The 24587-nt window shown below is 38.4% G+C and carries 20 protein-coding genes; 10 read left to right on the forward strand and 10 right to left on the reverse strand.

Features of this window, described 5'->3' with window-relative positions:
* The first annotated feature begins 5 nt into the window (after positions 1-5).
* The 4 genes from ACIQXH_RS06860 to ACIQXH_RS06875 are packed head-to-tail and all read left to right on the forward strand — an operon-like array spanning position 6 to position 4165.
* Entirely contained in the window at positions 6-2330 is a 2325-nt protein-coding gene (locus ACIQXH_RS06860) for a xanthine dehydrogenase family protein molybdopterin-binding subunit (protein ID WP_403122835.1), read from the forward strand.
* Positions 2330-3172, forward strand: coding sequence for an FAD binding domain-containing protein (locus ACIQXH_RS06865; protein WP_402959421.1), 843 nt, complete (start codon positions 2330-2332; stop codon positions 3170-3172). Before ACIQXH_RS06860 ends, ACIQXH_RS06865 begins: the two co-directional genes overlap by 1 nt.
* A complete protein-coding gene (locus ACIQXH_RS06870; RefSeq protein WP_402872989.1) occupies positions 3165-3647 on the forward strand; it encodes a (2Fe-2S)-binding protein in 483 nt (160 codons plus the stop codon). The genes ACIQXH_RS06865 and ACIQXH_RS06870 overlap by 8 nt, the downstream gene beginning before the upstream one ends.
* Before the next feature lie 47 nt (positions 3648-3694).
* Positions 3695-4165, forward strand: a complete 471-nt coding sequence (locus ACIQXH_RS06875) for a hypothetical protein (RefSeq protein WP_402872986.1) — start codon at positions 3695-3697, stop codon at positions 4163-4165.
* A gap of 460 nt (positions 4166-4625) precedes the next feature.
* Here the strand turns inward: ACIQXH_RS06875 and ACIQXH_RS06880 are convergent, their stop codons facing one another.
* Positions 4626-4895: a Parvovirus coat protein VP1-like protein gene (locus tag ACIQXH_RS06880; RefSeq protein ID WP_402872983.1), complete on the reverse strand. Its 270-nt coding sequence runs from the start codon at positions 4893-4895 to the stop codon at positions 4626-4628.
* 343 nt (positions 4896-5238) lie between these two features.
* Between ACIQXH_RS06880 and ACIQXH_RS06885 the strand changes: the two genes are divergently transcribed.
* On the forward strand, positions 5239-5535 hold the full coding sequence (locus tag ACIQXH_RS06885; RefSeq protein ID WP_403122838.1) for a hypothetical protein: 297 nt from the start codon (positions 5239-5241) through the stop codon (positions 5533-5535).
* A gap of 84 nt (positions 5536-5619) precedes the next feature.
* On the opposite strand, the gene ACIQXH_RS06890 is transcribed toward ACIQXH_RS06885, so the two are convergent.
* Positions 5620-6372: a FadR/GntR family transcriptional regulator gene (locus tag ACIQXH_RS06890; protein WP_403122840.1), complete on the reverse strand. Its 753-nt coding sequence runs from the start codon at positions 6370-6372 to the stop codon at positions 5620-5622.
* Positions 6373-6745: 373 nt separating this feature from the next.
* Between ACIQXH_RS06890 and ACIQXH_RS06895 the strand changes: the two genes are divergently transcribed.
* The 3 genes from ACIQXH_RS06895 to ACIQXH_RS06905 all read left to right on the forward strand — a co-directional run bounded on the left by ACIQXH_RS06895 (position 6746) and on the right by ACIQXH_RS06905 (position 9871).
* Positions 6746-8134 (forward strand): FAD-binding oxidoreductase, encoded by a 1389-nt coding sequence (locus tag ACIQXH_RS06895; protein ID WP_403122843.1) that lies wholly within the window; start codon positions 6746-6748, stop codon positions 8132-8134.
* Positions 8135-8138: 4 nt separating this feature from the next.
* Positions 8139-9116, forward strand: a complete 978-nt coding sequence (locus ACIQXH_RS06900) for a bile acid:sodium symporter family protein (protein ID WP_402872973.1) — start codon at positions 8139-8141, stop codon at positions 9114-9116.
* Between the two features lie 497 nt (positions 9117-9613).
* The gene (locus ACIQXH_RS06905; protein WP_402872971.1) at positions 9614-9871 is read left to right on the forward strand and encodes a hypothetical protein; all 258 of its coding nucleotides are present in this window, start codon (positions 9614-9616) and stop codon (positions 9869-9871) included.
* Between the two features lie 270 nt (positions 9872-10141).
* Here the strand turns inward: ACIQXH_RS06905 and arfA are convergent, their stop codons facing one another.
* Positions 10142-10276: an alternative ribosome rescue factor ArfA gene (gene arfA / locus ACIQXH_RS06910; protein WP_403122845.1), complete on the reverse strand. Its 135-nt coding sequence runs from the start codon at positions 10274-10276 to the stop codon at positions 10142-10144.
* Between the two features lie 2054 nt (positions 10277-12330).
* On the opposite strand from arfA, the gene ACIQXH_RS06915 reads away from it, so the two are divergent.
* Positions 12331-13590 (forward strand): cytochrome P450 family protein, encoded by a 1260-nt coding sequence (locus ACIQXH_RS06915; protein WP_403080077.1) that lies wholly within the window; start codon positions 12331-12333, stop codon positions 13588-13590.
* A gap of 122 nt (positions 13591-13712) precedes the next feature.
* On the opposite strand, the gene ACIQXH_RS06920 is transcribed toward ACIQXH_RS06915, so the two are convergent.
* From ACIQXH_RS06920 to map, 6 genes are all read right to left on the reverse strand, one after another.
* On the reverse strand, positions 13713-14183 hold the full coding sequence (locus ACIQXH_RS06920) for a hypothetical protein (protein WP_403080081.1): 471 nt from the start codon (positions 14181-14183) through the stop codon (positions 13713-13715).
* A gap of 466 nt (positions 14184-14649) precedes the next feature.
* Entirely contained in the window at positions 14650-16638 is a 1989-nt protein-coding gene (locus ACIQXH_RS06925; RefSeq protein ID WP_403080083.1) for an acetoacetate--CoA ligase, read from the reverse strand.
* Positions 16639-17027: 389 nt separating this feature from the next.
* Positions 17028-18173 (reverse strand): acyl-CoA dehydrogenase family protein, encoded by a 1146-nt coding sequence (locus ACIQXH_RS06930; protein WP_403080084.1) that lies wholly within the window; start codon positions 18171-18173, stop codon positions 17028-17030.
* 124 nt (positions 18174-18297) lie between these two features.
* Entirely contained in the window at positions 18298-19554 is a 1257-nt protein-coding gene (locus ACIQXH_RS06935; RefSeq protein WP_402872913.1) for a GTPase family protein, read from the reverse strand.
* A 147-nt stretch (positions 19555-19701) separates the two neighbouring features.
* Positions 19702-20454 (reverse strand): PadR family transcriptional regulator, encoded by a 753-nt coding sequence (locus ACIQXH_RS06940; protein ID WP_402872911.1) that lies wholly within the window; start codon positions 20452-20454, stop codon positions 19702-19704.
* Between the two features lie 244 nt (positions 20455-20698).
* Complete coding sequence (gene map, locus ACIQXH_RS06945; RefSeq protein ID WP_402872909.1) at positions 20699-21445, reverse strand: type I methionyl aminopeptidase; 747 nt, start codon at positions 21443-21445, stop codon at positions 20699-20701.
* A 324-nt stretch (positions 21446-21769) separates the two neighbouring features.
* Between map and ACIQXH_RS06950 the strand changes: the two genes are divergently transcribed.
* Positions 21770-22435 (forward strand): lysozyme family protein, encoded by a 666-nt coding sequence (locus ACIQXH_RS06950; protein ID WP_402872907.1) that lies wholly within the window; start codon positions 21770-21772, stop codon positions 22433-22435.
* Positions 22436-22488: 53 nt separating this feature from the next.
* On the opposite strand, the gene ACIQXH_RS06955 is transcribed toward ACIQXH_RS06950, so the two are convergent.
* Positions 22489-24444: a GTP-binding protein gene (locus tag ACIQXH_RS06955; protein WP_403122848.1), complete on the reverse strand. Its 1956-nt coding sequence runs from the start codon at positions 24442-24444 to the stop codon at positions 22489-22491.
* Between the last annotated feature and the right edge of the window lie 143 nt (positions 24445-24587).

Consider the following 24587-nt stretch of genomic DNA (forward strand, 5'->3'; position numbering starts at 1 on the left):
TTTATATGGATATCATTGGAAAATGTGTGATTCGTAAAGATGCGTGGGATAAGGTGACCGGTCAAGCCCGGTATACAGGAGATCATCATCATGCAAATATCCTTTCCGTTAAAAAGGTGATCAGTCCTTATGCTCATGCACTAATTAGAAAGATTGATATATCGAAAGCTGAAAAAATCAGTGGGGTCCGTGCAATCATAACAGGCGGAAATTTACCCCTAACAGGAGAAGAGATTAGAGATCGTTATCCCATAGCTCAAGACAAAGTCCGTTATCACGGTGAAGTTGTCGCACTCGTAGTCGCGGACACGCCTAAACAAGCAAGAATGGCTGCTGACCAGGTAAAAGTTGTTTATGAACCTTTGCCTGTTGTCAATTCTCCGACTGAAAGCATAAACCCTTCATCTCCTCTACTCCATTCCCATTTAGGTACATATACAAAAATATCCGAGGTATATCCTGAACCAGGTACGAATATAGCAAATCATTCAAAAATCCGAAAAGGTGATAAAGAAAGTGGATGGCAAGAGAGCGATATAATCGTTGAAGAAAATTTCTCCTTTTCTCCTTCTGATCATGTTGCAATGGAAACAAGATGTTCATTGGCAGAAATTCATGCAGATCAAAAAGTCTTCATCACTTCTTCTTCGCAAGCTCCTTTCATGATCAAGCGGCTGATAAGCGATTACTTTGGCGTTGAAATCGGAAAAGTCGTCGTAAACACTCCTTTGGTTGGAGGAGGATTCGGCGGTAAAGCCTCAGTACAACTTGAGCTATTAGCCTATATCGCTTCTAAAGCGGTCGGTGGAAAGTTGGTTAAGGTGGAAAATAGTCGTGAAGAGGATATCATTACATCCCCATGCCATATAGGTTTAGATGCGACAGTGAAACTGGGATGCACACAGTCTGGGGTCCTTAAGGTAGCTGAATTGACTTATCTCTGGGATGGGGGAGCATATGCTGACAAGGCTACAGACCTTAGTCGTGCTGGAGCAGTGGATTGCACGGGACCCTACCACATTGAAAATGTTTGGTGTGATTCTTTTTGTATGTATACAAATCATCCATACGCCTCTCCATATCGAGGGTTTGCCCATGCAGAGGTTTTGTTTGCTTTTGAGAGGACCATGGATTCTCTTTCAAAAAAACTTGGCATGGATCCACTTGAACTTCGTGAACGGAATGCGATACTTCCTGGACATTCTACTCCAACTCAAGTTACGTTGAATTCAAGTACCGTAGGGAATCTTCCTGAGTGTATACATGTCCTCAAGAAAAAAATGAATTGGGAAGAAGGACAGTTCATTAGAAAAAGTGACAAAACAGTATTGGCGAAGGGGATAGCTTGCGTATGGAAAAATTCCACCATTGATACAAACGCAGGGTCCGGTGTGATTTTAACATTCAATCCTGATGGGAGTGTTAACCTTATATCAGGAGTAGTGGAAATCGGCACAGGTACGAAAACGGTGTTGGCACAAATTGTATCAGATAAATTGAAGATAGAAGTCGATCGTGTGAATGTTCAGATGGGAGTCCATACGCTAAGTACTCCTGAGCATTGGAAGACGGTCGCTAGTCGTGGAACGTTCATGGCTGGAAGAGCAGCAATCCAAGCCGCTGAAGATGCTATCTTTCAAATCAAGAAACTTGCTTCGGTTGTATTAGGAGTTCCCCTGGAAGACATTGAAATCGGTCAGGAAATTGTATATCTCAAGGGTGATCCAACAATACGCATTCCTTTCAAGGAGCTAGTTTATGGATATACTTATCCAAATGGAAATGCCATTGGAGGACAAATCATCGGTAGAGGACATTATATAACTCCCCATATTTCCAAATTAGATTCCGAAACGGGAGCAGGGAACCCAGGACCTGAATGGACAGTAGGCGTACAAGGGGTTGAAGTAGAATATGATACCCATGAATATACCTATAAGGTAGTAAGAGCCATATCCGTCATCGATGCAGGGAAAGTGCTGAACCAAAAAACGGCAGAAGGTCAAATAATGGGGGCAATGAGTATGGGCTTAGCCTTTGCTGGTCGTGAAACGTTCTATTTCGACCATGTAGGCAGAGTCCTTAACCCGCAATTCAGGACGTACCGACCCTTAAGATATGGTGAAAATCCCGAATACATTTGTGAGTTTTTAGAAACACCACATTTAGAAGCACCATATGGGGCAAGAGGTCTTGGTGAACATGGCCTGTTAGGAATGCCAGCTGCATTAGGTAACTGTTTATCTCTTGCTGCGGGTATACCTTTAAATCAATTACCCTTACTTCCCGAACTAATTTGGGAAGGGAAGAAAGAAGGGAGGCATCACTGATGTTACCCTTCCATTTTGATTATTATAAACCAGAATCCATACAAGAAGCTCTTGACCTTTTTCAAACATTAAAAGTTCAAGGAAAGACTCCTTTGTACTATGGTGGAGGAACAGAGATTATAACATTAGGACGACTGAATCTTGTATACGCCGATGCTATTATAGATTTAAAAGGAATTTACGAATGTAATATATTTGAATTCCAAAATAATGAACTCATTATTGGTTCTATGGTGAGCCTAAGCGATTTTGAAGAGAAAAAGCTTTTCCCTTTATTAACGAAGACTTCAAAAGAAGTTGCAGATTATACTTCAAGAAATAAGATTACAATTGGCGGGAATATATGTGGGAATATTTTTTATAGAGAGTCTGTTCTGCCATTCTTATTAGCGGATAGTGCTGTAATTATTGCAGGACCTAAAGGAATAAGAAAATTATTATTAAGCAAAGTTTTTCATAAAGAATTACAACTGGAAGAAGGTGAATTTCTAGTGCAAATCCTTACAGAAAAAGAGTATCTTCCTGCTCCCCATCTGAGTATTAAGAAACGGCAACAATGGGATACGGGATATCCACTTTTGACCGTGGCTTCCCTGAAAAAAGACGGTTATGTACGTTTTGCATTTAGCGGAGTTTGTCCATTTCCCTTTCGTTCGATCCCAATGGAAGAAACCCTCAATGACCAGAATTTATCCTATAAAGACCGAGTTTTGGCATCTTTTGAATACTTGCCTAATTCAATTTTAAATGACATTGAAGGATCTAATGAATATCGACTATTTGTATTGGAAAATACGCTAACTTCTATTTTGTCTAAGTTGGGTGATGAAGAATATGAATAGAAATTTGGGGAATCAAAATACAACAATTCGCTTAAAAATTAATCAGGAGAGGTACGAGAGAGAGATACTGGCCTCAGATCTATTACTAGATGTATTGCGAAAAATAGGATTCACGGGAGCCAAGCCAGGATGCTTAAATGGTGATTGCGGGGCATGCACGGTAATCATGGGTAAACAGCCAATGAAATCATGTTTAGTATTAGCGATTGAAGCCAATGATACAGAAATCATTACTATTGAAGGTCTTCACAAAACCCCCATACAACAGGCATTCGTTGAGCATTTTGCTTTTCAATGCGGGTACTGTACACCTGGATTTATCATGAATGCTACAGCTTTACTTCTTAATGACGACGACCCAACCCCTGAGAAAATCAAAACATGGCTTTCTTCTAATATTTGTCGATGCACCGGGTACAAAGAAATTGAAGAAGCGATACATTCAGCCATACACAATATAAAATTCATTGAATGAAGTGACAGATTTCTGTTTACCTGAATAAAATGCCTACATGGGGAGTGATGATATTGAATGAATCCTGTGAGAAGGATACCAATTTAACAATAATTCACTCCTTTCAGCGTAGTATTGAAATTACGACAGCCATCCTATTATTGACCGGACAAATCACAATTATTGGCGTGTTTGTAAGACCGGGTAGATTTAGCCTCTCTTTAGGTGGGCCACTTTTTGGAGGGCATCGTTTAGAGGGAAAGAATCATGAGGAAGTGGGAAATCTTTTCATCGATATACTTGATATTATTTTAGCTATATTACTCATCAATAACGTCATACATGTTACGGGCACATTCGTTTCATCCGGTGACTTCTCCATTAATGTTTCAGGCCCCATTTTTGGTTACCCAGAAGTTGTCCCCGCACTGCCCTTTGAAGATTATGACTTTTTCAATAAAATCGTAAGTAAACATTACAACGTTCCTCCAGAAATGGTAACTAAATTAAGAGGGAATGAGTATAATGTCATTAACTGATATACCTACCGTAAAAAATTCGAGGTACAATGTATTTCTAATAGTTCTTCCAATAATTTTTTTCATTTTTTTCTTCACTCAACAAAAAACCACGGACCAATAAACTAAAAAAGGAATTGTCATCATTTTATAGAAATTTAGAGGTAAAGCATATCAAATGGCTTTACCTTTCTTATTTCATACACTTCATGGACCAAAGTGACAGGTAATATTGGACTCTTCAATGGAAGAGCAATTAAGTGACAGACACGTGATCAGAAGGTATCCACTAAATACAGCCCTGCTTAACCAGAGTTCCTGATTAGAGAGCATTATTTCTAGGTGACAAGTGAGCCATCCCTTTCTTTCATAACCTAAGCATAATAGGTAGAGAGCGACAGGTAAGACAAATAGTGAAAAAACATGGGTTATAAAATAGATTTTTCCCTATATTAATTACATCATAAGGTGAGCCGTGCCTTCACCTGAATTTATTATTTAATCTCGTAATTCCATAAAATAAGGAAGCATCCCTACCCATTTTGTTACGTGTATTCATGTATGGACGAAGACAATTCTGGAAGATTCGATCACAGTGTTCTGAAGGTCCATATTTTTCATAACAAATATCATGTGATTTGCAGCACGAATCGACCGCGTTAGTAGGTGCACCAGGTCCCGAACAACCCGGACCACACCATCTATACCCTGGTACACAAAAACCTCGATTTAATCGTTTACTTCTGTTCAAAATACCGCCTTCTTTCCTAAGAGGGATTAGCTATAATACTTTATGTAGGAATACCTGGAAGCGGTAGGGCTTTTTGCAGACTGTCATAAAATATATAGGAAAAGGGCATTGGCTTTGGAAATGAGAAAATGAAATGAAGACAAAGCACGCTATCCTATTTTCAAAACGTTATTCTATATGGATAGATATCGTGTGATTACTGATACTATGAGGTTTCGAAAGGGTAATAGCTTCCTAATTCCCGAAGCTGGTTATAAGTTCCAAATCCTTTCTCTTGAACTAGTTCCATTTAAGGAGTACATTATTTTGTGACTTATGAAAAACTTACTAAAGGAGAACTAAATTGAACAGAAGTGATAGATTAAAAAAGCGTCAATGGACTTTATATATAGCCATAGCAATCTTTACTCTTATCCTTTTTCTTGGCACATGGAATCAGGTAGCCAAGAATAAGAATACTTTCGTTCCGGCTGGGGGAAGTTCAAATGAAAGTGATCAAATGTTAACAATCGAATTGCCTGATGGTAATGTGATGACCACTGAACAAAAGAACATCTATTATAAAGGTGACAAAGTATATTACAAAAGCAAATATAATGAAATTGATATTACTGGTGCCAAAATCAAACAAAAAAAGTAGCTAGTAAATTTTCCACGAACTATATGCAATGAAGTAGGAAGCGAAAAGGGGACGGTAGCATGAAATACGGCCTTTCCGATTTTTTTAAACTATTGGAAGCGTATTTTCCCCGTTATCTCCAATGCTATCAAGTGTAGCTGTGGCCATTTGTTCTCTAATACGTTTAATATGGACATCCATTAGGTGCTTGGCTTTGTCGGCATCCTTTAATGCGATAGAAATATAGATATCTTTATGTTCTTGAAGGGTTTCTTGAAAGTGACCTGGTTTAGAAAAACGGTGCTGTCTAGTCGCTTGAATCGTTTCTTTCATTTGATCACTAAGGGTATGTACCAGGCCTGCAAATATGGAATTGTTTGTAGCTTGTGCAATACTATTATGGAACAACAGATCTGCTTGTAAACCCAATTCATCATCGTGTTCTGAATTCGCCATATCTTCTAAAGCCTTAAGCATTTTTTGTAAATCTAGCGAGGTTGCTTTCTGTGCGGCTAAAAATGCACACTCAGTTTCAATTACTCTACGAACTTCGAGCATTTCATAAACCATATCATTCTCAGCATCAGTGATGGTGGTAGATAACTGATTGATCAGTGACTGAACTTCAGAATGTCTTATAAATCTCCCATCGCCTGGTCTTACCTCTATGACTCCGTTAATCTCCAATACCCGAAGAGCTTCTCTGATAGAAGTTCGACTCACCTTAAACCGTATGGATAGATCCCGCTCAGAGGGTAACTTATCACCAGGTTTGAGTTCCCCGATAATAAAAGATTCTTTAATTTGATTGAAGATTATTTCGTATACTTTTGGCGATTTAACTGGTATAGAATCCATTACTCATTACACATCCTTATCCCACTATAAGTGGACTCATTTTAACAAGCATTTCTCATTGTAGCAAGCGGATAAGTGGAATGTACTTTCACTTTCCATAATAAATACGAGTCTTAACATTGGTTAGACCAATATTGATAACTTTCCCCCTTATAAAAGATAGATTTCATACATGGTGATATTGGAGGAACCTAATAAAATGTGTGTTTTTTTAAGAAAATGAATAGTTGTTGAAAAAATCAAAATATTTAGTATAATGAAAACTGGTTGGACCAATTGTTAAGATTCATAATGACTCTTTGACAAATAACTCGTTTATGAAATCGTTTACTTTATTACAATCAGATATTTAATTAGAAAGTGGGAGATCGAGATGGAAGCAACTAGCGTAGATTTAGTAAGGGCTTTAAAAGAAGTTCTATCGGAAAGTCAAGTAACCGAAAACCAGACAGTAAGAGAACTGCATGGCAGAGATGAATCCTATCATGCTACAAGCCTTCCGGATATTGTTGTATTTCCAGAAACAACGCAGCAAGTGAGCGAAGTTGTAAAGGTAGCAAGTATACATAAAGTTCCTGTGGTTCCTTTTGGATTGGGATCTAGCTTAGAAGGGCATGTCATCCCATACCAACATGGTATCACCATTGACTTTTCACTAATGAATAAAGTATTGGAAGTACGTGGTGATGATTTTCTTGTAAAGGTGCAGCCTGGCGTGACTCGTTCTCAACTGAACAAAGAATTGAAAAAATACGGTTTATTCTTTTCCGTCGATCCGGGAGCAGATGCTACCCTGGGAGGAATGGCTGCTACCAATGCTAGTGGAACTACATCAGTTAAATATGGTGTAATGCGAGACCAGGTCCGTGATCTTGAAGTGGTTCTTGCGGATGGTTCAATTATACATACCGGTAATTTGGCCGCTAAATCATCATCAGGTTACCATCTAAACGGCCTATTCGTTGGTTCTGAGGGGACCCTAGGATGTTTTACTGAATTAACCCTTAGAGTTTACGGAATTCCTGAGCATATTATGGCCGCAAGAGCATCCTTTCCTTCATTGAATGATGCAGTTGAAGGCGTAGTATCTATATTACAGGCTGGCATTCCAATCGCAAGGGTAGAGCTAGTGGATGAGCCATCCATGAAACAGGTGAATCTCCATAGCGAAACAAGCTATAACGAAGGCCCTACGCTATTTTTGGAGTTTCATGGGAATGAAGCTGGATTGAAACAAGATGTAGCTTTCACAAAAGAAATAGTAGCAGAACATAATTGCCTCGATATTGAATTCGAAACAGATAATGCTGCTAGGAACCGCCTATGGGAAGCTCGCCATAATCTTGCCTATGCTTATATTCACGGCCATCCTGGGAAAAAACTGATGGTAACGGATGTCTGCCTGCCGATATCGGAGCTATCTGGAGCCATTCACCACGCCAGGGAAACGGTGGATTCATTAGGTCTGACCGGTGGAATCGTTGGCCATGTAGGCGATGGCAACTATCATATCCTCTTAATGATCGATAACGAAAATAAAGAAGAGGTGGGAAGGGCTAAACAATTAAATGAACAAATTGTTCTATACGCCCTTGAACGCAACGGAACATGTACGGGAGAGCATGGAGTGGGAGTCGGTAAACAAAAATATCAGAAACAAGAACATGGGGAGTCACTCTTGGTGATGGAAAAAATAAAAAAAGCCCTTGATCCTGACAATCTATTAAATCCAAGTAAAATATTCATGCAAGAAGGAGAGTGACGAGATGAAAGTTCTAGAAACTCTCAGTGCGTTAGCCGGAAAATATTTTGCTGTTTGGGTTATCTTAATATCCGTCATTGCCTTTATGTTTCCAGATCCCTTTTTGGGTCTTGGAGGGTATATTACGATATTGTTAGGCGTTGTCATGTTCGGAATGGGTCTTACGTTAAAGGCAGTTGATTTTAAAATCATCATTACAAAACCTCTGCCCGTAATCATTGGTGTTGCCGCACAGTTTGTCATCATGCCATTAGTGGCATTCTTTATTGCGAAAGTCATGAATTTACCACCTGAATTGGCTGCAGGGTTGGTGTTACTTGGCTGTGTACCAGGCGGGACCGCCTCGAACGTTATGGTATATCTAGCAAAAGGGAATGTTCCCTTGTCAATTGCTATGACTTCGGTATCAACCTTACTGGCTCCAATTATGACACCATTGCTTCTGCTGTTGCTGGCAGGCCAATGGATGCCGGTTAATTTTTCATCAATGTTCATGTCCATCGTTCAAGTCATCATTCTTCCCATTGTTTTAGGTCTGATCATTAAAAAGTTTTTCCCAGTTATAGTAGAGAAAAGCTTAACCGTATTACCGCTTATATCCGTTGTAGCTATTATCACGATTGTAAGCGCAGTAGTTTCAGGAAACGCCTCCAGTATTGCTACATCTGGGTTCCTTATTTTCACGGCAGTCATGCTTCACAATGGATTCGGACTTCTGATTGGTTACTTTGCGGCAAAAGCGCTTGGGCTTGATGAAGTGAATAGAAGGGCGATTTCAATTGAAGTGGGCATGCAGAACTCTGGATTAGGCGTTGCCCTTGCAACTGCTCATTTCGGACCGTTAGCAGCGCTCCCAAGCGTTCTGGCGGCTGCTTGGCATAATATATCCGGACCCATTCTTGCGACATACTGGTCAAAAAAGTCTGCTGGTAATAAAGGGATCGAGGAAATACCGGTGCAGCCAATGGAGACGAAGGTATAAATATGAATGATTTAAGAATTCCATTCTTCATGGGATTCTTTTTTTGTCTGAATTGAAAAGTCCAAAGAATTTAGATCCAATAGTAGAACGTCGAACAGTAGACTTTTTGGGATCAGACAAGAATTCAGCCAAGGTGAAAGTAACACTTTGTCTCACATAATCATGTACATCATATGAAATAGTATCTATTATTGGGTCTCCAAATAAAATTTCATTCTATTTGGAGATCCTTTGAACATATAATGAAAAAATTCAGAACTACGTTCGACAGCAACAATATATTGTCGTTCAATAAAAGGAAATCTGTAAAATATTTCGAATGGTATTTGCATATTAAAAGATTTTGGAAGGATTCCTGAACCAAGTAGGATTGGCCTTTTTCTGTGAAATGCTTATGAAAAAGAAAATGGGGCAAAATAATTGCCTTTGAGCACGGGGCGGGAATCGAATGAGATTAAATGGAATGTAGATTCGGAGTTTATTAGGGAGGTTTATAAGTGGGCAATATTGATAATAGAAAACGATTAGATGAAGCTCCGTTTAGTTACAGAATTACCAAAAGTAATACTGTTTTTATCGATTATAAGGGAAAACAAGTAAAATTATTAAAAGGTAAAGATGCTGAAAAAATTTTAGAAAAGATTAACATTGCTGAAAATGAAAAAGCAGTGCAACTGATATTGGCAAAGATCACAGGGAACTTTAAAAGAGGAAATGAACGTATTGTGAATTCAAAGAATAATGGAAAAACCTAAAAAAGTAATACACTTATTGAGCAAATAGGGGCTTTAGTTCAATAACGAGTCGGGCACTTCCTTTTACTAAAAGGAGAGATTATCGGACATTGAGAAGGAGAAGTCATTATGAGGAACTGGAAGAAGAAAACTTCACTAGTATAGATATTATAGGAATGAGCAGCGCCTTAAATGGACTGCTCTTATTTATTATCTCAGCTCCGCTCATTAAATCGTTTTGGTGCATTATAAAGTTTTTGGTGCATTAAAGAGCGAAACCTGTGTAGCATTTTATACGGAAACCTTTTTACGATTATAAGAACCCTTTCCTTTCTTATTCTTGATTACACGAGTGGAGGGGGCGAAAGCCCAACACATTCTACTATTTGTTAGTTCGCCTATTGTTTTCTTTTTAGTTTTAGCCATATGTATTCCTTCTTATGTAGATATGTAGAAATAAAAAAGACAGCCGGAAATGGCTGCCTTTCTATGGAAGGGAGGAAAATAAGATGTTAAACATAAAGTAAAAGGGACTAGCTTTATACGGCTAATCCTTCTTCTTTTCTGCAAAATAAAAACCGATCTTAGTTATCAAGTATAAGATAAACAAGACATAAAGGTTTCTGGAAATGACTACACCATTGACACCCAAAATTAGAAAGAGAAGGAGGGGTTGGGCTTAAGGTTATCCGAGCTTTTTATTCTCATGAGCCAATTGAACGTTTAACAGCAATTAATTCTGCTTTTTCATATGTGCTTATACATAAACTTTGTAACATTGATCCCAATTCTGAAAGAACAGCATTAGGACCTGGAGCATCAAAAATTCCAGCTACCATAGTGTTATGAAATGCAGGAATTACTTTAGAATTATTTTGATTTTCAACGGGAACTAATGGGGCTTTAGATTAATAAAAAGATCACAAAAAGTGGTTATTCTTGAAATCAATATTAAAGTATAACAGAATCTATGGAAAGAAGGTAACACTTTAATGGAATGTAAAATATATAATAGATTAATGTCATCAGTCATGAAAGGTTAGGGCAGAAAGTCTGTCACAGAGCAAAATGAATAATTCTAGTTTACATAATATATATTATAGGAAGTTATAAAATAATATCAATCCGTGTCTCATATCATAAGAATACTTAACTAAGTGAGACCGAATCAAAATTTATGTTTTTATTTAAAGCTCTATGATTTTTATAACACATACAAGTTTTCATCTATTTAAATGATTTAAGATTAAATGTAAATAATTTATAAAACTATTATTGATTATTCTTGATCAGGATCACTTACAATTTTCATTTTAATGCACTCACAGTAAATGTAATCTGGAAACTCCAGTGTTATTTTATTTCCATAACAGAAATATATTCATATGAGCTCCTGCTTATATTATTAATATTAGTCTCGCTTTAAATTACTTACCAGATAATAACAAGTGTTTGTATCACATTTTGTATCAAGCCTGTATATTCTCCCCATACCATACGTTATAACAGCAAACCGCCAAGAGTCTTTAATTCTAGATTAAACAACATCCAAAATACTTTTTTATTGTTATGTAAACTTTGGTTTACCATACGAGTAATATCTCTCAATTTTGGATGTGTATTGACTTGAATTGTTTTTAAACCCACTATCAATATTACCCGCCCTTCCCTTCTATCCGTATTATATATATTAGTAAAATCCGTTTACTTCACTGGCTTCGATCAATCAAAAGTATAACGAATGAACAAGATATTCTTAAAACGCCCATTACTATATCAATATATATAAATATAACTAAAATGATAAAAATCACGGGTTAACACTTTAATAAAAGTATTTCAGAATAATAAATTCATTCGAATTTATTAGTGATTTCCACTTTAACACTAATAATATCTATAAATTCTTTTCAACATCACAACCTTCCCAATTGTTAAATATAACTGTAGCCGCTTTCCATAAATTAAACTGATAATTATAATTATGTTTCCTTTCCGTTTTCCCTCCAGTCTGATTTTGTTACGAATGATAGCAATTCCGTTAATACGTTCACTAATAAGTTCGCTGAGTATAAATGGACAAGTGTCACTCCTAACTATTAATTGAATACACACTTTAGTCAATTAATTAGTTAGATATAGATTTCTTTTATAAGCAAAGTTATACAGATTTAAAACTATATTTCTAAACATTCCTCCATTATACCTACTATCAGTAAAGTACTTTACTCGCATTGACTAAGAAAAAAATCAATTGTAACCTTTAATAATATCTTACTCAAATTAAAGTAATGTGTTTTGAGTAAGATGAAGTTCTAATTAAGGAGGTTAGTGAAATAAGTAATCATAGTACATGTACTTATTACTAAACTGCAAATTAATTAATAATTTTGGATTCTTTGAATGAAATAGTTTTGCTTTACGACAACTTACACGAGTATGAACTAATAACCAATATTTATTAGGAAGGATGATAGAACATGAATAAGTCAGATCAAATGATGCCAGAGCAAGTTCTAAATCTATTAAGTGGAGAAAATAAAGAGAATCCATTTTCTATATTCGCGCAAATACGTAAAGCGGGATCTGTCATTTCTATTCCAAACCCTTTTGGCCAAACAGATAGTAAAGCATGGCTAGTTGTACATATGGATGAAGCGATTCAAGTTTTGAAACAGCACGCTATATATACTGTAGACCCAAAAACGATTGAGAATGACAAAAGCTTTAGGGATAAAATGGCTAATGATGTAGATTCATCGTCGCCCGATACCTTTTTCACTGGGAAGTCCATGCTCTTTGCCGATGGTGTAGATCATAGAAGATTACGTATGTTAGTTTCAAAAGCCTTTACACCTCGATACATGGAAGGGTTACGTTCTCGCGTTCAAGAAATCGCCGATGAATTACTGGATCAAGTTCAGTCTCAAGGTGAGATGGACATTGTTAAAGACTATGCTTACCCCTTACCGATAAACGTAATTTCAGAAATGTTAGGTGTGCCCCATGAAGATCGTGAAAAGCTTAAAGTTTGGTCCACCGCAATCGCTAATGGCCTAGGTTTGGGTAAACAAGATCCGACAGTTGGGAAGCACTTACAAGAGTTCGGGGAATATACTGAAATGTTAGTTGAAGAAAAAAGGAAGAATCCTTCCGATGACTTAATTAGCCAGTTGATTGCCATTGAAGAACAAGGTGAGCGTCTTGATAAGTCAGAATTGATTTCGATGATCACTTTACTTATTTTTGCAGGTCATGAGACAACGTCGAACTTAATTGCAACTGGCACTATGATGTTATTTGAACATCCAGAACAGCTAGAAATGCTTAAGGCTGATTTAACTTTAGTTCCTTCAGCTGTTGAAGAACTATTGCGATTCAATGGTCCATCAACGATTGTAGGACCACGTTTTGCTAAAGAAGATACACGATTGGGTGGGCAGCAAATCAAAAAAGGAGATTTACTACTTGTGATGGTGAAAGCCGCCAATCGTGATGAGAAAGTCTTTACTGACTCAGAAGATTTAGATATTAAACGTAAGATAGATCGTCACCTCGCCTTTGGACATGGCCTACACGTATGTCTAGGGTCTCCGCTTGCTCGTATAGAAGGAGATATTGCCTTCACTACGCTTTTAAAACGAATGCCCAACTTAAGGTTAAATATTCCTAAGGAGAAAGTTGAGTGGCAGTTTTCACTCTCATCCCAAAGTCTTGATTCACTTCCTGTTGCTTTTTAGAAATGTATTCACTCTTCTAGTTTTGATACTTACCAAAATAAAACCCCAAACCACTAATAGGTATTTATTGGTTTGGGGTTTTCACTATTAGAATTTAGGTATCATCAACCAACATCCCCTTCCTAATTAACTTTTAGTACAAATGCATACAAAGCATCACCTTTGGACACAGTAGCATCTTCTCCATCCATCCACCACACACTATATGAATAATAGTAAATCCCTTTTTCTTTAGGAACAGTAAACTGATCATCCCTTAAATGAATGTCTGTTTCTTTATTTTTCTCATTCGCATTAAACTGTGTTATATACATTTCATTTGGTTTAGGTTCATAATCCATCTTTATGGTAACCTTCTCACCTGGTAGTGCCTCAATAGGCTTTTTATCCGCTAATAGTTCCACTGGTCCTGCCATATCTACACAAGTATTTACTTTGTTATCGCTCCAACAGTAAGTACCTAGTTTCGTTTCATATGCTTCATTAGCCAGTTCAATCTGAACCTTTGGGGGCTTTTCCCCATCCATTTCATTACTGTTTGAACACCCCATTAGATTAAGCGCAAAGAATGATAATGCTAACCATTTTTTCATATAGAATCCCCACCTTTATTACATAGACGTTAATTCATATGAAAAGTTGCCCCAAGTCCCCATTAATGAAGTATAGAACTATAAATAATTTTTATCACATTATGAAACTCCGTGATATCAAGTACGAATTCAATTAATCATGAATTACTCTACAAAATCCACTTAACTCCTCTCCCTATGTATGCATATCTCCAAAGTAGATGTCCTTTCTCTTAATCTAGTCTGAACCTTCCAATACCAATATCGTTTAAATAAACTTGTACGTTACTTTGAATGGGTACGTCTTTAATGGCCATAAAGCCACTATCCTTGATTTTTTCTTCTAATTTGAGCCCAACATATTACTTAAACCCCTTACGTCTGCAAAGCCTTACCAGTCAACAGTATGAGCTTAACAAAATGATAGATTAAAATAGCATTAAGAAAACGAATAAAAGACGGAGTTTTTGAACCCCGCCCATCTTTCTTAAAAGATTCTCTCCTCGTTTAACTCGATTGCCAACTGTTTGAAAAACGACAGTGATTCAGGATTGCTCATAGAATCGGGATTTACTACTTTATCGAATTCGAATCCTAATAGTAGTTTACGTATTGGCACTTCCATCTTCTTACCATTCAACGTTTTTGGTATTTTATTGACGAGATAAATCTCATCTGGAATAAAGCGTGGGGAAACATGTTCCCTAATTTCATTTTTGATTTTTGTCATCAGATTCGAATCGAGAGTGTTCCCTTGCTTAAGGACAACGAATAGCAGCAAGGATGATCCTCGACTAAGTACCTCCCTATCAATAACCAGGCTCTCCATCACTTCATCCATCGCTTCCACGACACGGTAAATATCGCTGGTCCCCATGCGTACACCTGAACGGTTGATGGTAGAATCTGAACGTCCATAAATGATGCAGCTGCCTCTATCATCAATCTTAATCCAGTCGCCATGCTTCCAGATGCCTGGATACGTATCGAAGTAACTATCGAAGTATCTTGCACCATCATGATCATTCCAAAAATATAGCGGCATGGAAGGCATCGGTTTAGTGATCACTAGTTCACCGACATCGTTTACTAGTGAGTTCCCTTGTTCATCAAATGCTTCAACATGGACACCTAACGAGCGACCCTGTATTTCTCCAATCCTAACAGGAAGTATGGATACACCCCCCACAAAGCCGGAGCATACATCAGTCCCTCCACTGGATGAACTAAGCCAAATATCCTTTTTAACATGTTCATACACCCACTTATAAGCATCACTTGATAAAGGGGCCCCCGTAGAAAAAAGAGATTTTAATTTTGATAGATCATATGTTTCGATTGGTTTAATGCCTAGTTTCATCGAGCTGGTAAGAAAAGGAGCACTAGTACCAAATGAAGTCACACCTGCATCTTCTGCCAATTTCCAAAGTGTATCCATGTCAGGATAGGAAGGACTACCATCATAAAGGACAATGGTCGCCCTATTGAGTAGTCCGGCCATCAACAGGTTCCACATCATCCAGCCAGTCGTTGTGAACCAGAAAACCGTATCTTCAGATGTCATATCTTGATGCAGGCGCGTGGCTTTTAAATGCTCTAGAATGATTCCTCCATGTCCTTGAACAATCGGTTTCGGCATGCCCGTGGTACCTGAAGAATAAAGAATCCAAAGTGGGTGGTCGAATGCAACGCTTTCAAAGGACAACTCTGATGATTCTATTAAAAGTGTTTTCCATGGAATGATATTTTCTATTTTTTGCTCTAGATTCTTTATATCTATGTAAGGAACTAGTACGGTATGTTTAACTGTAATCAATTCTTTTTGTAACTGGGCAACTACGGATGTTTTATCGAACGACTTTCCATTATAGTGATATCCATCAACAGCAAATAAAACAACGGGTTCTATCTGTTTGAAGCGATCAATGACGCTTTTTGCCCCAAAGTCAGGTGAGCAGCTTGACCAAATGGCACCTATACTGGCCGTAGCCAAGAACGCAATGACGGTTTCAGGGATATTGGGCATGTATGCAACAACTCGATCACCCGATTTCACCCCTAGTTTTCTTAATGAGTGAGAAACAGAGGCAACTTTTTCTTTTAGCGCTTTCCAGCTGATTTCTTGATTGACAATATGCTCGGAACGAAAGAAAATGGCCGTCTTGCCTTCTTGTTCTTTCGATAGGGCATTCTCCGCATAATTCAACCGCGAGCCTTCAAACCACTTAGCACCTGGCATCGTCTGATCCGCTAAAACCCTATCATATGGTCTAGTTGCAATCACTTCGCAAAATTCCCACACAGATGCCCAAAATTCCTCGAGTTCATCGACTGACCATTTCCATAGTTGTTGATAATCTTGAAATTCCAAGCCTTTCTTTTCTTTCAACCAGTTTGCATAGTGTGTCAATCCCGTTTGCTCAATCCGCTTTTGTGTCGGTTCCCAAATGATTTGTCCTTCTGTAAGTGACTTCATATCATTTTCCCCCTTCGCTATCGAAAATCAAACAGTTTATTACTAGTTGTTTATCAATGCACACATCCTATAAATGGTAATTCAACTTGATGATACTGGATTGTTGAAATACCGTCAATCCGTATACAGTCAAGAAGGCTGAATTATTCGATAATTCCCTTCAAACACGCCTATAGACCTTCACGTACTATAAAAGCTAGATTGAATATTTACTTAAAACGAAGTGATAAATATCTCCATTAATTTGTACCCATGAAAGCTAAGAATGAGGTTCTTCTTCTGAGAATCCCTCACAAGTTTTGTCTTAAAGAAATTTAAAGCTTCCCTATAACTAAACGTAAAAAACACTGAAACGAATGGTCCATTTCAGTGTCTAAATAGCTTTTTTCTTAATAAAGGGCTGATTTCGCAAGTGTGGTAATCGTAACATCATCCATGGGTGGATTATGAAGTCCTGCACGTACATCGCGGTAATATCGTTGCAGCGGATTAGACCGTTGCAGACTCTTCGCTCCAACGACTCTCATCGCCTTGTCGACAATGGTTATGGATTTGTTGACGACCGATAATTTAACCGCTCCTAATTCTTTTGATAATTCGTCATGATTTTCGGGTTGCATTTCCCATTTTTCCGCAACGGAAAAGAGAAAATGTCGCGCTTCCATTAATGCCAATTCAATTTCCCCAATTGTTCTTTGCACATTCGGAAGGTCGCGGATGGGTCCGGGTAGACTATTTGGGGAATACGTCTTTGCAAATTCGACTGCATAATTTCTTGCTGCGGTCGCAATTCCCAGATAACAAGCTGGTATATGCAGTAGCCAAGCATCCGGTATTCTTTTACCGGGATTTTTTTGCATGACATAGTACTTTTCTGGAATGATAACGTCATCTAGGACAAGATCATGACTACCTGTTCCCTGCATGGAAATCATATCCCATGTTTCTTCTATCGATACTCCTGGAACGTCTCGATGGACCAAAAAAGTACCCATCTGTTCTTCTTCCGTTACCCAGGCGGTAACAAGAAAAATATCAAGGACTGGGGAAAGCGTCGTAAACGTTTTACGGCCACTAAGTATCCATTTATCGCCTTTCTTACGTGCAGTCGTTTCAGGACGTCCTCCACGTGTGGGACTACCCGTTCCGGCTTCTGATGCAGCCGTATTGACAAGGGCTCCTCTAGATATTTCTTCGAAAAATTCGTCCATGACCTCTTTTTTCCACGGCCTTTTCTCCGTTAAAGATAAAACCGTCCCAACATGCCAACCAATTCCTAAAGCGGTTGGTCCACAATATTCTGCAATTTTCTCCTGGGCTAAGAGAAAATCATATAAGGAACCGCCCTGTCCTCCAAACTCTTTAGCCAACGTTAATATTGGATAACCGAATGCTTTTAATTCCTGAATGTTGTCAAAAGGAAAACCTTTAGACTCATCAAGTGATTCGGAACGATCCGGGAAGGACTGTATCGCTCGCTCTAATTCTTCTATATATTTTTTTTGCGCGTCTGTTTGATAAAACATGTCGATCATCCCTTCTAGATATGTAACCAAATACTCTTACAAGTATTCGCGAGTATCGTCCATCACTATAACTCACCTATATCTTATCACTTTAGTCATATATATGATTCGAGAATTCCCTTAATCGAATTGATTAAGGGATAATTTCTTCTTTTTCTTCTTTTTCATATACATTATTAGCATGCTTATATGCTTCTTTCGCTTGCTCCATGCTTTTGTCTTCAATGAAATAAGCAATGGCAGCCTGACCAATGCCATATGTTACGGCTCCCGCTACAGCACCCGAAACAGCTAGACCTGCGCCGGGTATCAAACGGACTGCGGCACGCACGCCTTCCCTAACAAGGAGGCCTAATCCGACATTAATGCCTAGAGCGGCGATGAATTCACTTGCTGTTTTTGTGTTAATTTCTTTATCCGCGATAAATCCAATCACTACAATCATCAGTCCTTGAATACCGGTCAATATTGGAAAATCAGCAAATGGGATGGGTTCAGCGCCGATTAAACTGGCAATAGCGGTAAATGTGCTGACGATTGTCCGTGCGAATTTCTTCTTGACGAAGTGACTTTGCATGGCCTTAGCCGTCATTAATTTCGCTTCACTGGGTAAGGCCTCGATCAAGTAGGTAGATAACTCATCGATGTTCCATCTCATGTCGTAATCGATATTGCCATTTTCATCAAAATCAATATAAGAACAAATCGGAATGATATTCAAAAGTGGGATGTCGCTTTCTTTAAATCGCTTTTCCATCAACGAAACTGCTTCATCTATATGCTGTTTTTTCTTAGGGTGGGCATCAAATGGCACTTGTTTATAATGAGGTGGATCCAATTCATCGACTTGGGTAACCACACAGATTACTGGTACATCATAGTGATGTTTATTTTTCACGATTTTCCGTAGCTTATTTAGCTCTTTTAAATCTTCTTCAATCCGTGAATCGGTTTCTTTCGCTTTAATCAAGAAAAGAAACACATCCGGCTGTTCCCCAGTAACCGCATTAATTAACTCATCCATTGGTGTTTCTTCTTCAAACGCCTCTGTAGGCGCCTCACTTTCTCCCAAACCGCGAGAGTCAAGCAAACGGATTTTTGGATTGTTTTCACTAGGGTACCACAGCCATTTGCCTTTACCCGTTCCAGACTTAACAGAACTGACATATTGCCGTTTTTCTCCGAACATCGAATTAATAAGAGAGGACTTTCCTGAACCACGCCTTCCGACAAGAGCAATCCGTGGCTCCCTAGCATCAACCGTCATCGTTTTTACTTTTAAGAGTTGGTCCAGCATTTTATTCTTTTTAGATTCTGAAATAGGAAGTTTATCGACCTGGCTCTTAATCAATGTATATATACTACTCATTTCATCGCGCTTTTCTTTCATTGTGATTCCCCCTTAATTAAGAACAGTTTTATTAAACTTTACCCCTGAACGATTCGTCTTAAGCATATACATATACATGAGATGATTGATCTTTTCAGTCACTAGGCAATAGTTGTTCTTAACGAAGTAAATGGAGATTGAAAGATGTTAGGATTTTTCTTCGAGAAAGGTCACTACGCTTGCCAGGTACTTTTGGATTTCCTGCACTTGGTAAGCCGCAGAATCGGCAATTTGTTTATAGTGATGCTGTCCTTCATCTGTAATCCGTAAATAACGCTTCGTTCGTTTTTCACTTTCCCATCTACCAACAAGTAACCCATTCTCCTCCATTTCGTGTGATAAATCATATAAGTATCCATTGGAGGCAATCCAGCCGAATTGATTTTTTAACAAGTCGGCAATTTCCCCCATATAAATCGGTCTTTTAGTGAAAGCGGCCTTCAAAGTAACGTAACGGACTAGATCCTTCACAGAAATGATTTTCGAGAAATAAGAGCGGTATTCTTCTGGTAGTTCATTCACAACCGGAGGATTCGTACCAGAACCTTTTAAATCGAACATAAACCTGTCAATGACCTTTTTCACTTCAGAAAAACGTTCCAGGAAATTTTCTTGGTACCATGTATAAAGGTCTTTCCCTTTTTCTGTTATTTGATAATAATTTCTTCCTTTACTCGTATATAATGATAAATGGCCGGATTCGACGAGATTATTAGAAATTTTACATAAGTAGTCATAACTATGGACTTTCCCTGTAAACATATTTTTCAGGTCTTGATGAATGGCACGTGGATAGTTAGCTTTATCCGTCAAAGAATGCAGTAAAAAAATCGTTAAGAATTCTCTCTGGCTTAATCCAACAGACTCAACCGTTGTAGATAGTTTTTCCCCTTTCTTCACTGTCAACCCCCCTTATATATTGTTTGTCACAAAATAGTTCAGCTTCTTCTTATTATCCTGCGCACCCACAAATTAGTAAAGGGTTTCGTGCCTAATTACCTTAGTACTTAAACTATGTATACCGTCCATTTTAGTTGTCAAATTCATTCATAGTATTCTGACGAGGTATTTACTGGAATAAATTTACACCGAGGATACAACAAAAGCGATGACCATAAAATTAGGTCATCGCTTTTGTTATCTCTTATTGTTCTGTAAGTATGATTGGTCCTTCTTTTGTAATAACTATTGTATGTTCATATTGGGCGGAAAGTTTGCCGTCTGTTGTTCTTGCTGTCCAGCCATCCTTGTCCACTTTCATATGCCATGTTCCGGCATTCAACATAGGTTCGATCGTGATGACCATGCCTTCTTTTAAACGAGCGCCTTTACCAGGTTTACCGTAATGTAACACGGTTGGATCTTCATGCATCGTTTTACCGATACCATGTCCTGTGAAATCACGTACGACAGAGAATTTTTCTCCTTCAGCATACGATTGGATGGCGTGCCCGATATCTCCAAGACGATTGCCTACTTGTGCAGCCTCGATTCCTTTATAAAGAGCATTTTTCGTTACATCCATCAAGCGTTGTGCTTCCTCGGAAACTTCACCCACACTATATGTCCAAGCTGAATCAGCTAATCCTCCGTTAAGCCTTACAACCATGTCGATCGTTACGATATCTCCCTCGTTCAGTGGCTTCTTCTGTGGGAAACCGTGACAGATTACATCATTAACAGATGCGCACGTCGCGTATTTATAACCTTGGTAGCCTTTTTGTTCCGGTGTTGCACCATGATCAGCCAAGAACTTTTCAACGAATTCTTCAATTTCCCAAGTCGTTACGCCCGGCTTGATCATTTTTGCGATTTCTCTATGCGTCTCAGCAAGAAGCTTGCCCGCTTCATGCATCAAATGTATTTCTCGTTCACTTTTCAATGTAATCATTTAAAATCCTCTTTCATCTTAAATTATCTTTTCTAGTTGAGACTCCTTATTTATCATATGCCTTCCTTTACATAAAAAGCAACCAAAACACCGGTAAAAAACAATGGTTTACTCATTTCATGAACATATATTTTCATCCGGTAAATATAAATCGTTCGTGCCCTTCAATTTAAAAAATGATTGAAGGCGAATAGATTCTGATACGTTACTTTCTACGACTAGACTCGTTCTATATACTGTGGATGTTTAAAAGAATACTAAAATAGTTATTACTCATTCTTTTTGGTAGAATAAGAGAAGATAAAGTGATAATAGGGAGAAAACATGAGAAGATTACGTAAAAAATCAAAGGTCATTCTGATAATATCGATGATGCTTTTTTTATTTCTGTTTATAAAACAAGTGTTGCAGACACCTTTTTCAGTAAAACTATCAACACCGCTTAATAAGATGAACTCGTTTGCAATCGTTGAAAAATATAGCACCCAAATTCAATCTGAATTGAAGAAATATGGCCTTGAGGATCAAACGCTAACATTGATTGCCGTGATGCAACAAGAAAGTCGAGGAAAAGGAGGAGATCCCATGCAAGCATCCGAATCCGCCGGTCTCGCTCCCAATACAATAACCGACCCTAATGAAAGCATCGAATATGGCGTGAAACATTTCCAGAGAATCATGGAATATGGGAACGAAAAAGCCGTTGACTTCTCAACCATCATCCAATCTTATAATATGGGGATTGGATATATTGATTACGTTGCAAATTCCGGCGGCAAACATACTGAGGAGCTAGCAAAACAGTTCTCTGCCCTGCAAGTTGAAAAGAACCCTGAACTCTACGACTGTGGTGGCAATGAGGAAAATTTCCGTTATCCATATTGTTACGGGGACTTTTCTTATAGTGATAAAGTAGAAAAGATTCTTGATACACTTACAAAAAGCACTCCTGCCATTGCCATTGAAGAGAAATCAGATGAAGCATTTTAGCTGCGACATCTGGTTTCTTTTTATTTTAACTGTATAATTCCATATGATTTTTCTTATTGAAGTCCATGCATATTTCCCTCGGCCTCTTCCCACGTTACTGTATACCCTTGTCCTTTGGAACAGAAAATGGAGGATGAGGTGTAATCGGGATCAGCATTTTTATTATATTCGGTCCGTTCGATGACCTCTTTGGGATTATGACACAAGTCATATCCAGCGAAGGTCAAGTTTATGGCCCCTTTCCCTTGGGTGAAAGAAGCCAGTTGGCTACTATAGTCCATAAATGTGGCAACTGGTACGAGACCCGTTAAAATCGCTTTGTCACCTTCCGTTTTTGGAGAATCGAAACTCCCATGTGCCTGTTGAATATCAGAAAGTACACGGCCCATCTGGTCCAGGTCTACTCTGATCTTAAATAGGTAAACAGGTTCAAGCAAGATATTTTCCGCCTTTTCCAATCCCTGCCTTAATGCCCGGTATGTAGCCTCTCTAAAGTCCCCACCTGATGTATGTTTATTGTGAGCTCGTCCAGTAAGTAGTGTTACATGTATATCCGTAAGGGGAGAACCTGTAAGTATGCCATGATGTTCCCGTTCAAAGAGATGATGGCGGATTAAGTTCTGTATTCCCACAGTAAGGTCATCAGCATGACATCTATTATCAAACGTAATCCCACTATTTCTTTCTCCCGGCTCTAATTGAAGATGAACTTCCGCATAATGTCCTAAAGGCTCAAAATGTCCATATCCAATAGCGTCTGTACCGATTGTTTCTTTATAGAGGATTTCAGGCTTTTCAAAAGTGATATTTAATAGGAATCGGTCCTTGACCAACTGCACCAATACTTCTAGCTGTATGGTCCCCATGACATGAACGTGTATTTCTTGAGAGCGTTCTTCCCATGACACATCCAATGAGGGGTCTTCAACATTCAAAGTTTTAAAATACTGTAATGCTTCTTTGATATTCACAGTAGGTTCAAATGTAACTTTTGACTTTAATGTCGGTATCATGTCAAAAACGGAACTTTCTTTAATCAGTCCTAGACCATCCCCAACTGATGCCAAGGATAAACCGGTGACTGCAAAGAGTTCCCCTGCCGCAACCTGATTTACGTTTTTAAATGTACTACCATTATAGATGCGAATGGATGTGATTTTTTCGAAGACGGAATCTTCCGCTTCCCCATATTCAATTTCATCTCGTACTTTTAACGTTCCACTTAATGCTTTGATAAATGTTATTCTCGTTCCGTTACCATCATGACGAATCTTATATACACGCCCAGCAAATGGTCCTTGGCTGCGATAATCCGTGGCCGTTAACTGGTCAACCTTTTTCATAAAACTCTCTACTCCGACACCATGCAGTGCTGACCCACATGCAAGTGGGAATACTTTATTATCATGAAACAAATCTTTCATCGTCTTAAACCACAAATCCTGGTTATAACCTTGATTCATATAATGATCCAGTAAGAGTTCATTACGTTCAGCGACAAATTCCACAAGCTCCTCTTTCATCACTCCATCTGTGAAAGAGTCTGTGATATTACAGACGTCCTGGGTTAAATTCAACTGTATATCTTTCATTACAGCATCCACATCTGCTCCTACACGGTCAATTTTATTGATAAAGAAAAAAGTGGGCACTTGATACTTCTGGAGAAGCCCCCAAACGGTTTCAGTATGACCTTCTATGCCTTCCACTGCACTGACGATGATGATTGCATAATCCATCACCTGAATACTCCGCTCCATCTCCGGTGAAAAGTCAACATGGCCCGGCGTATCGATGAGATTATAGTTCGAATCTCGGTAAGAAAACATGGCTTGATCTGCAAAGACCGTAATTCCTCGTTGCCGCTCGATATCATGGCTATCGAGGAATGCGTCCTGATGATCAACACGCCCCCTATATTTAATGCTATTCGTATAAAAAAGAAGCTGTTCGGAAAATGTTGTTTTCCCAGCGTCCACATGTGCCACTATTCCAATTGTCTTATTCATTTATGTTCCTTCTTTCAAGTGCCTTCACACCAATTTCTTACCTTTAAAGATAGAGAATATCTGTGATTTTGAATTAAACAACGAGTATATATTCTAGAACTAATGATCATTTCCTTAGTGCAAGCTCGCGGAATGAACTTGAT

The sequence above is a fragment of the Peribacillus sp. NPDC097225 genome (genome assembly GCF_044761955.1).
In the GTDB taxonomy this organism is placed as follows: Bacteria; Bacillota; Bacilli; order Bacillales; family DSM-1321; genus Peribacillus.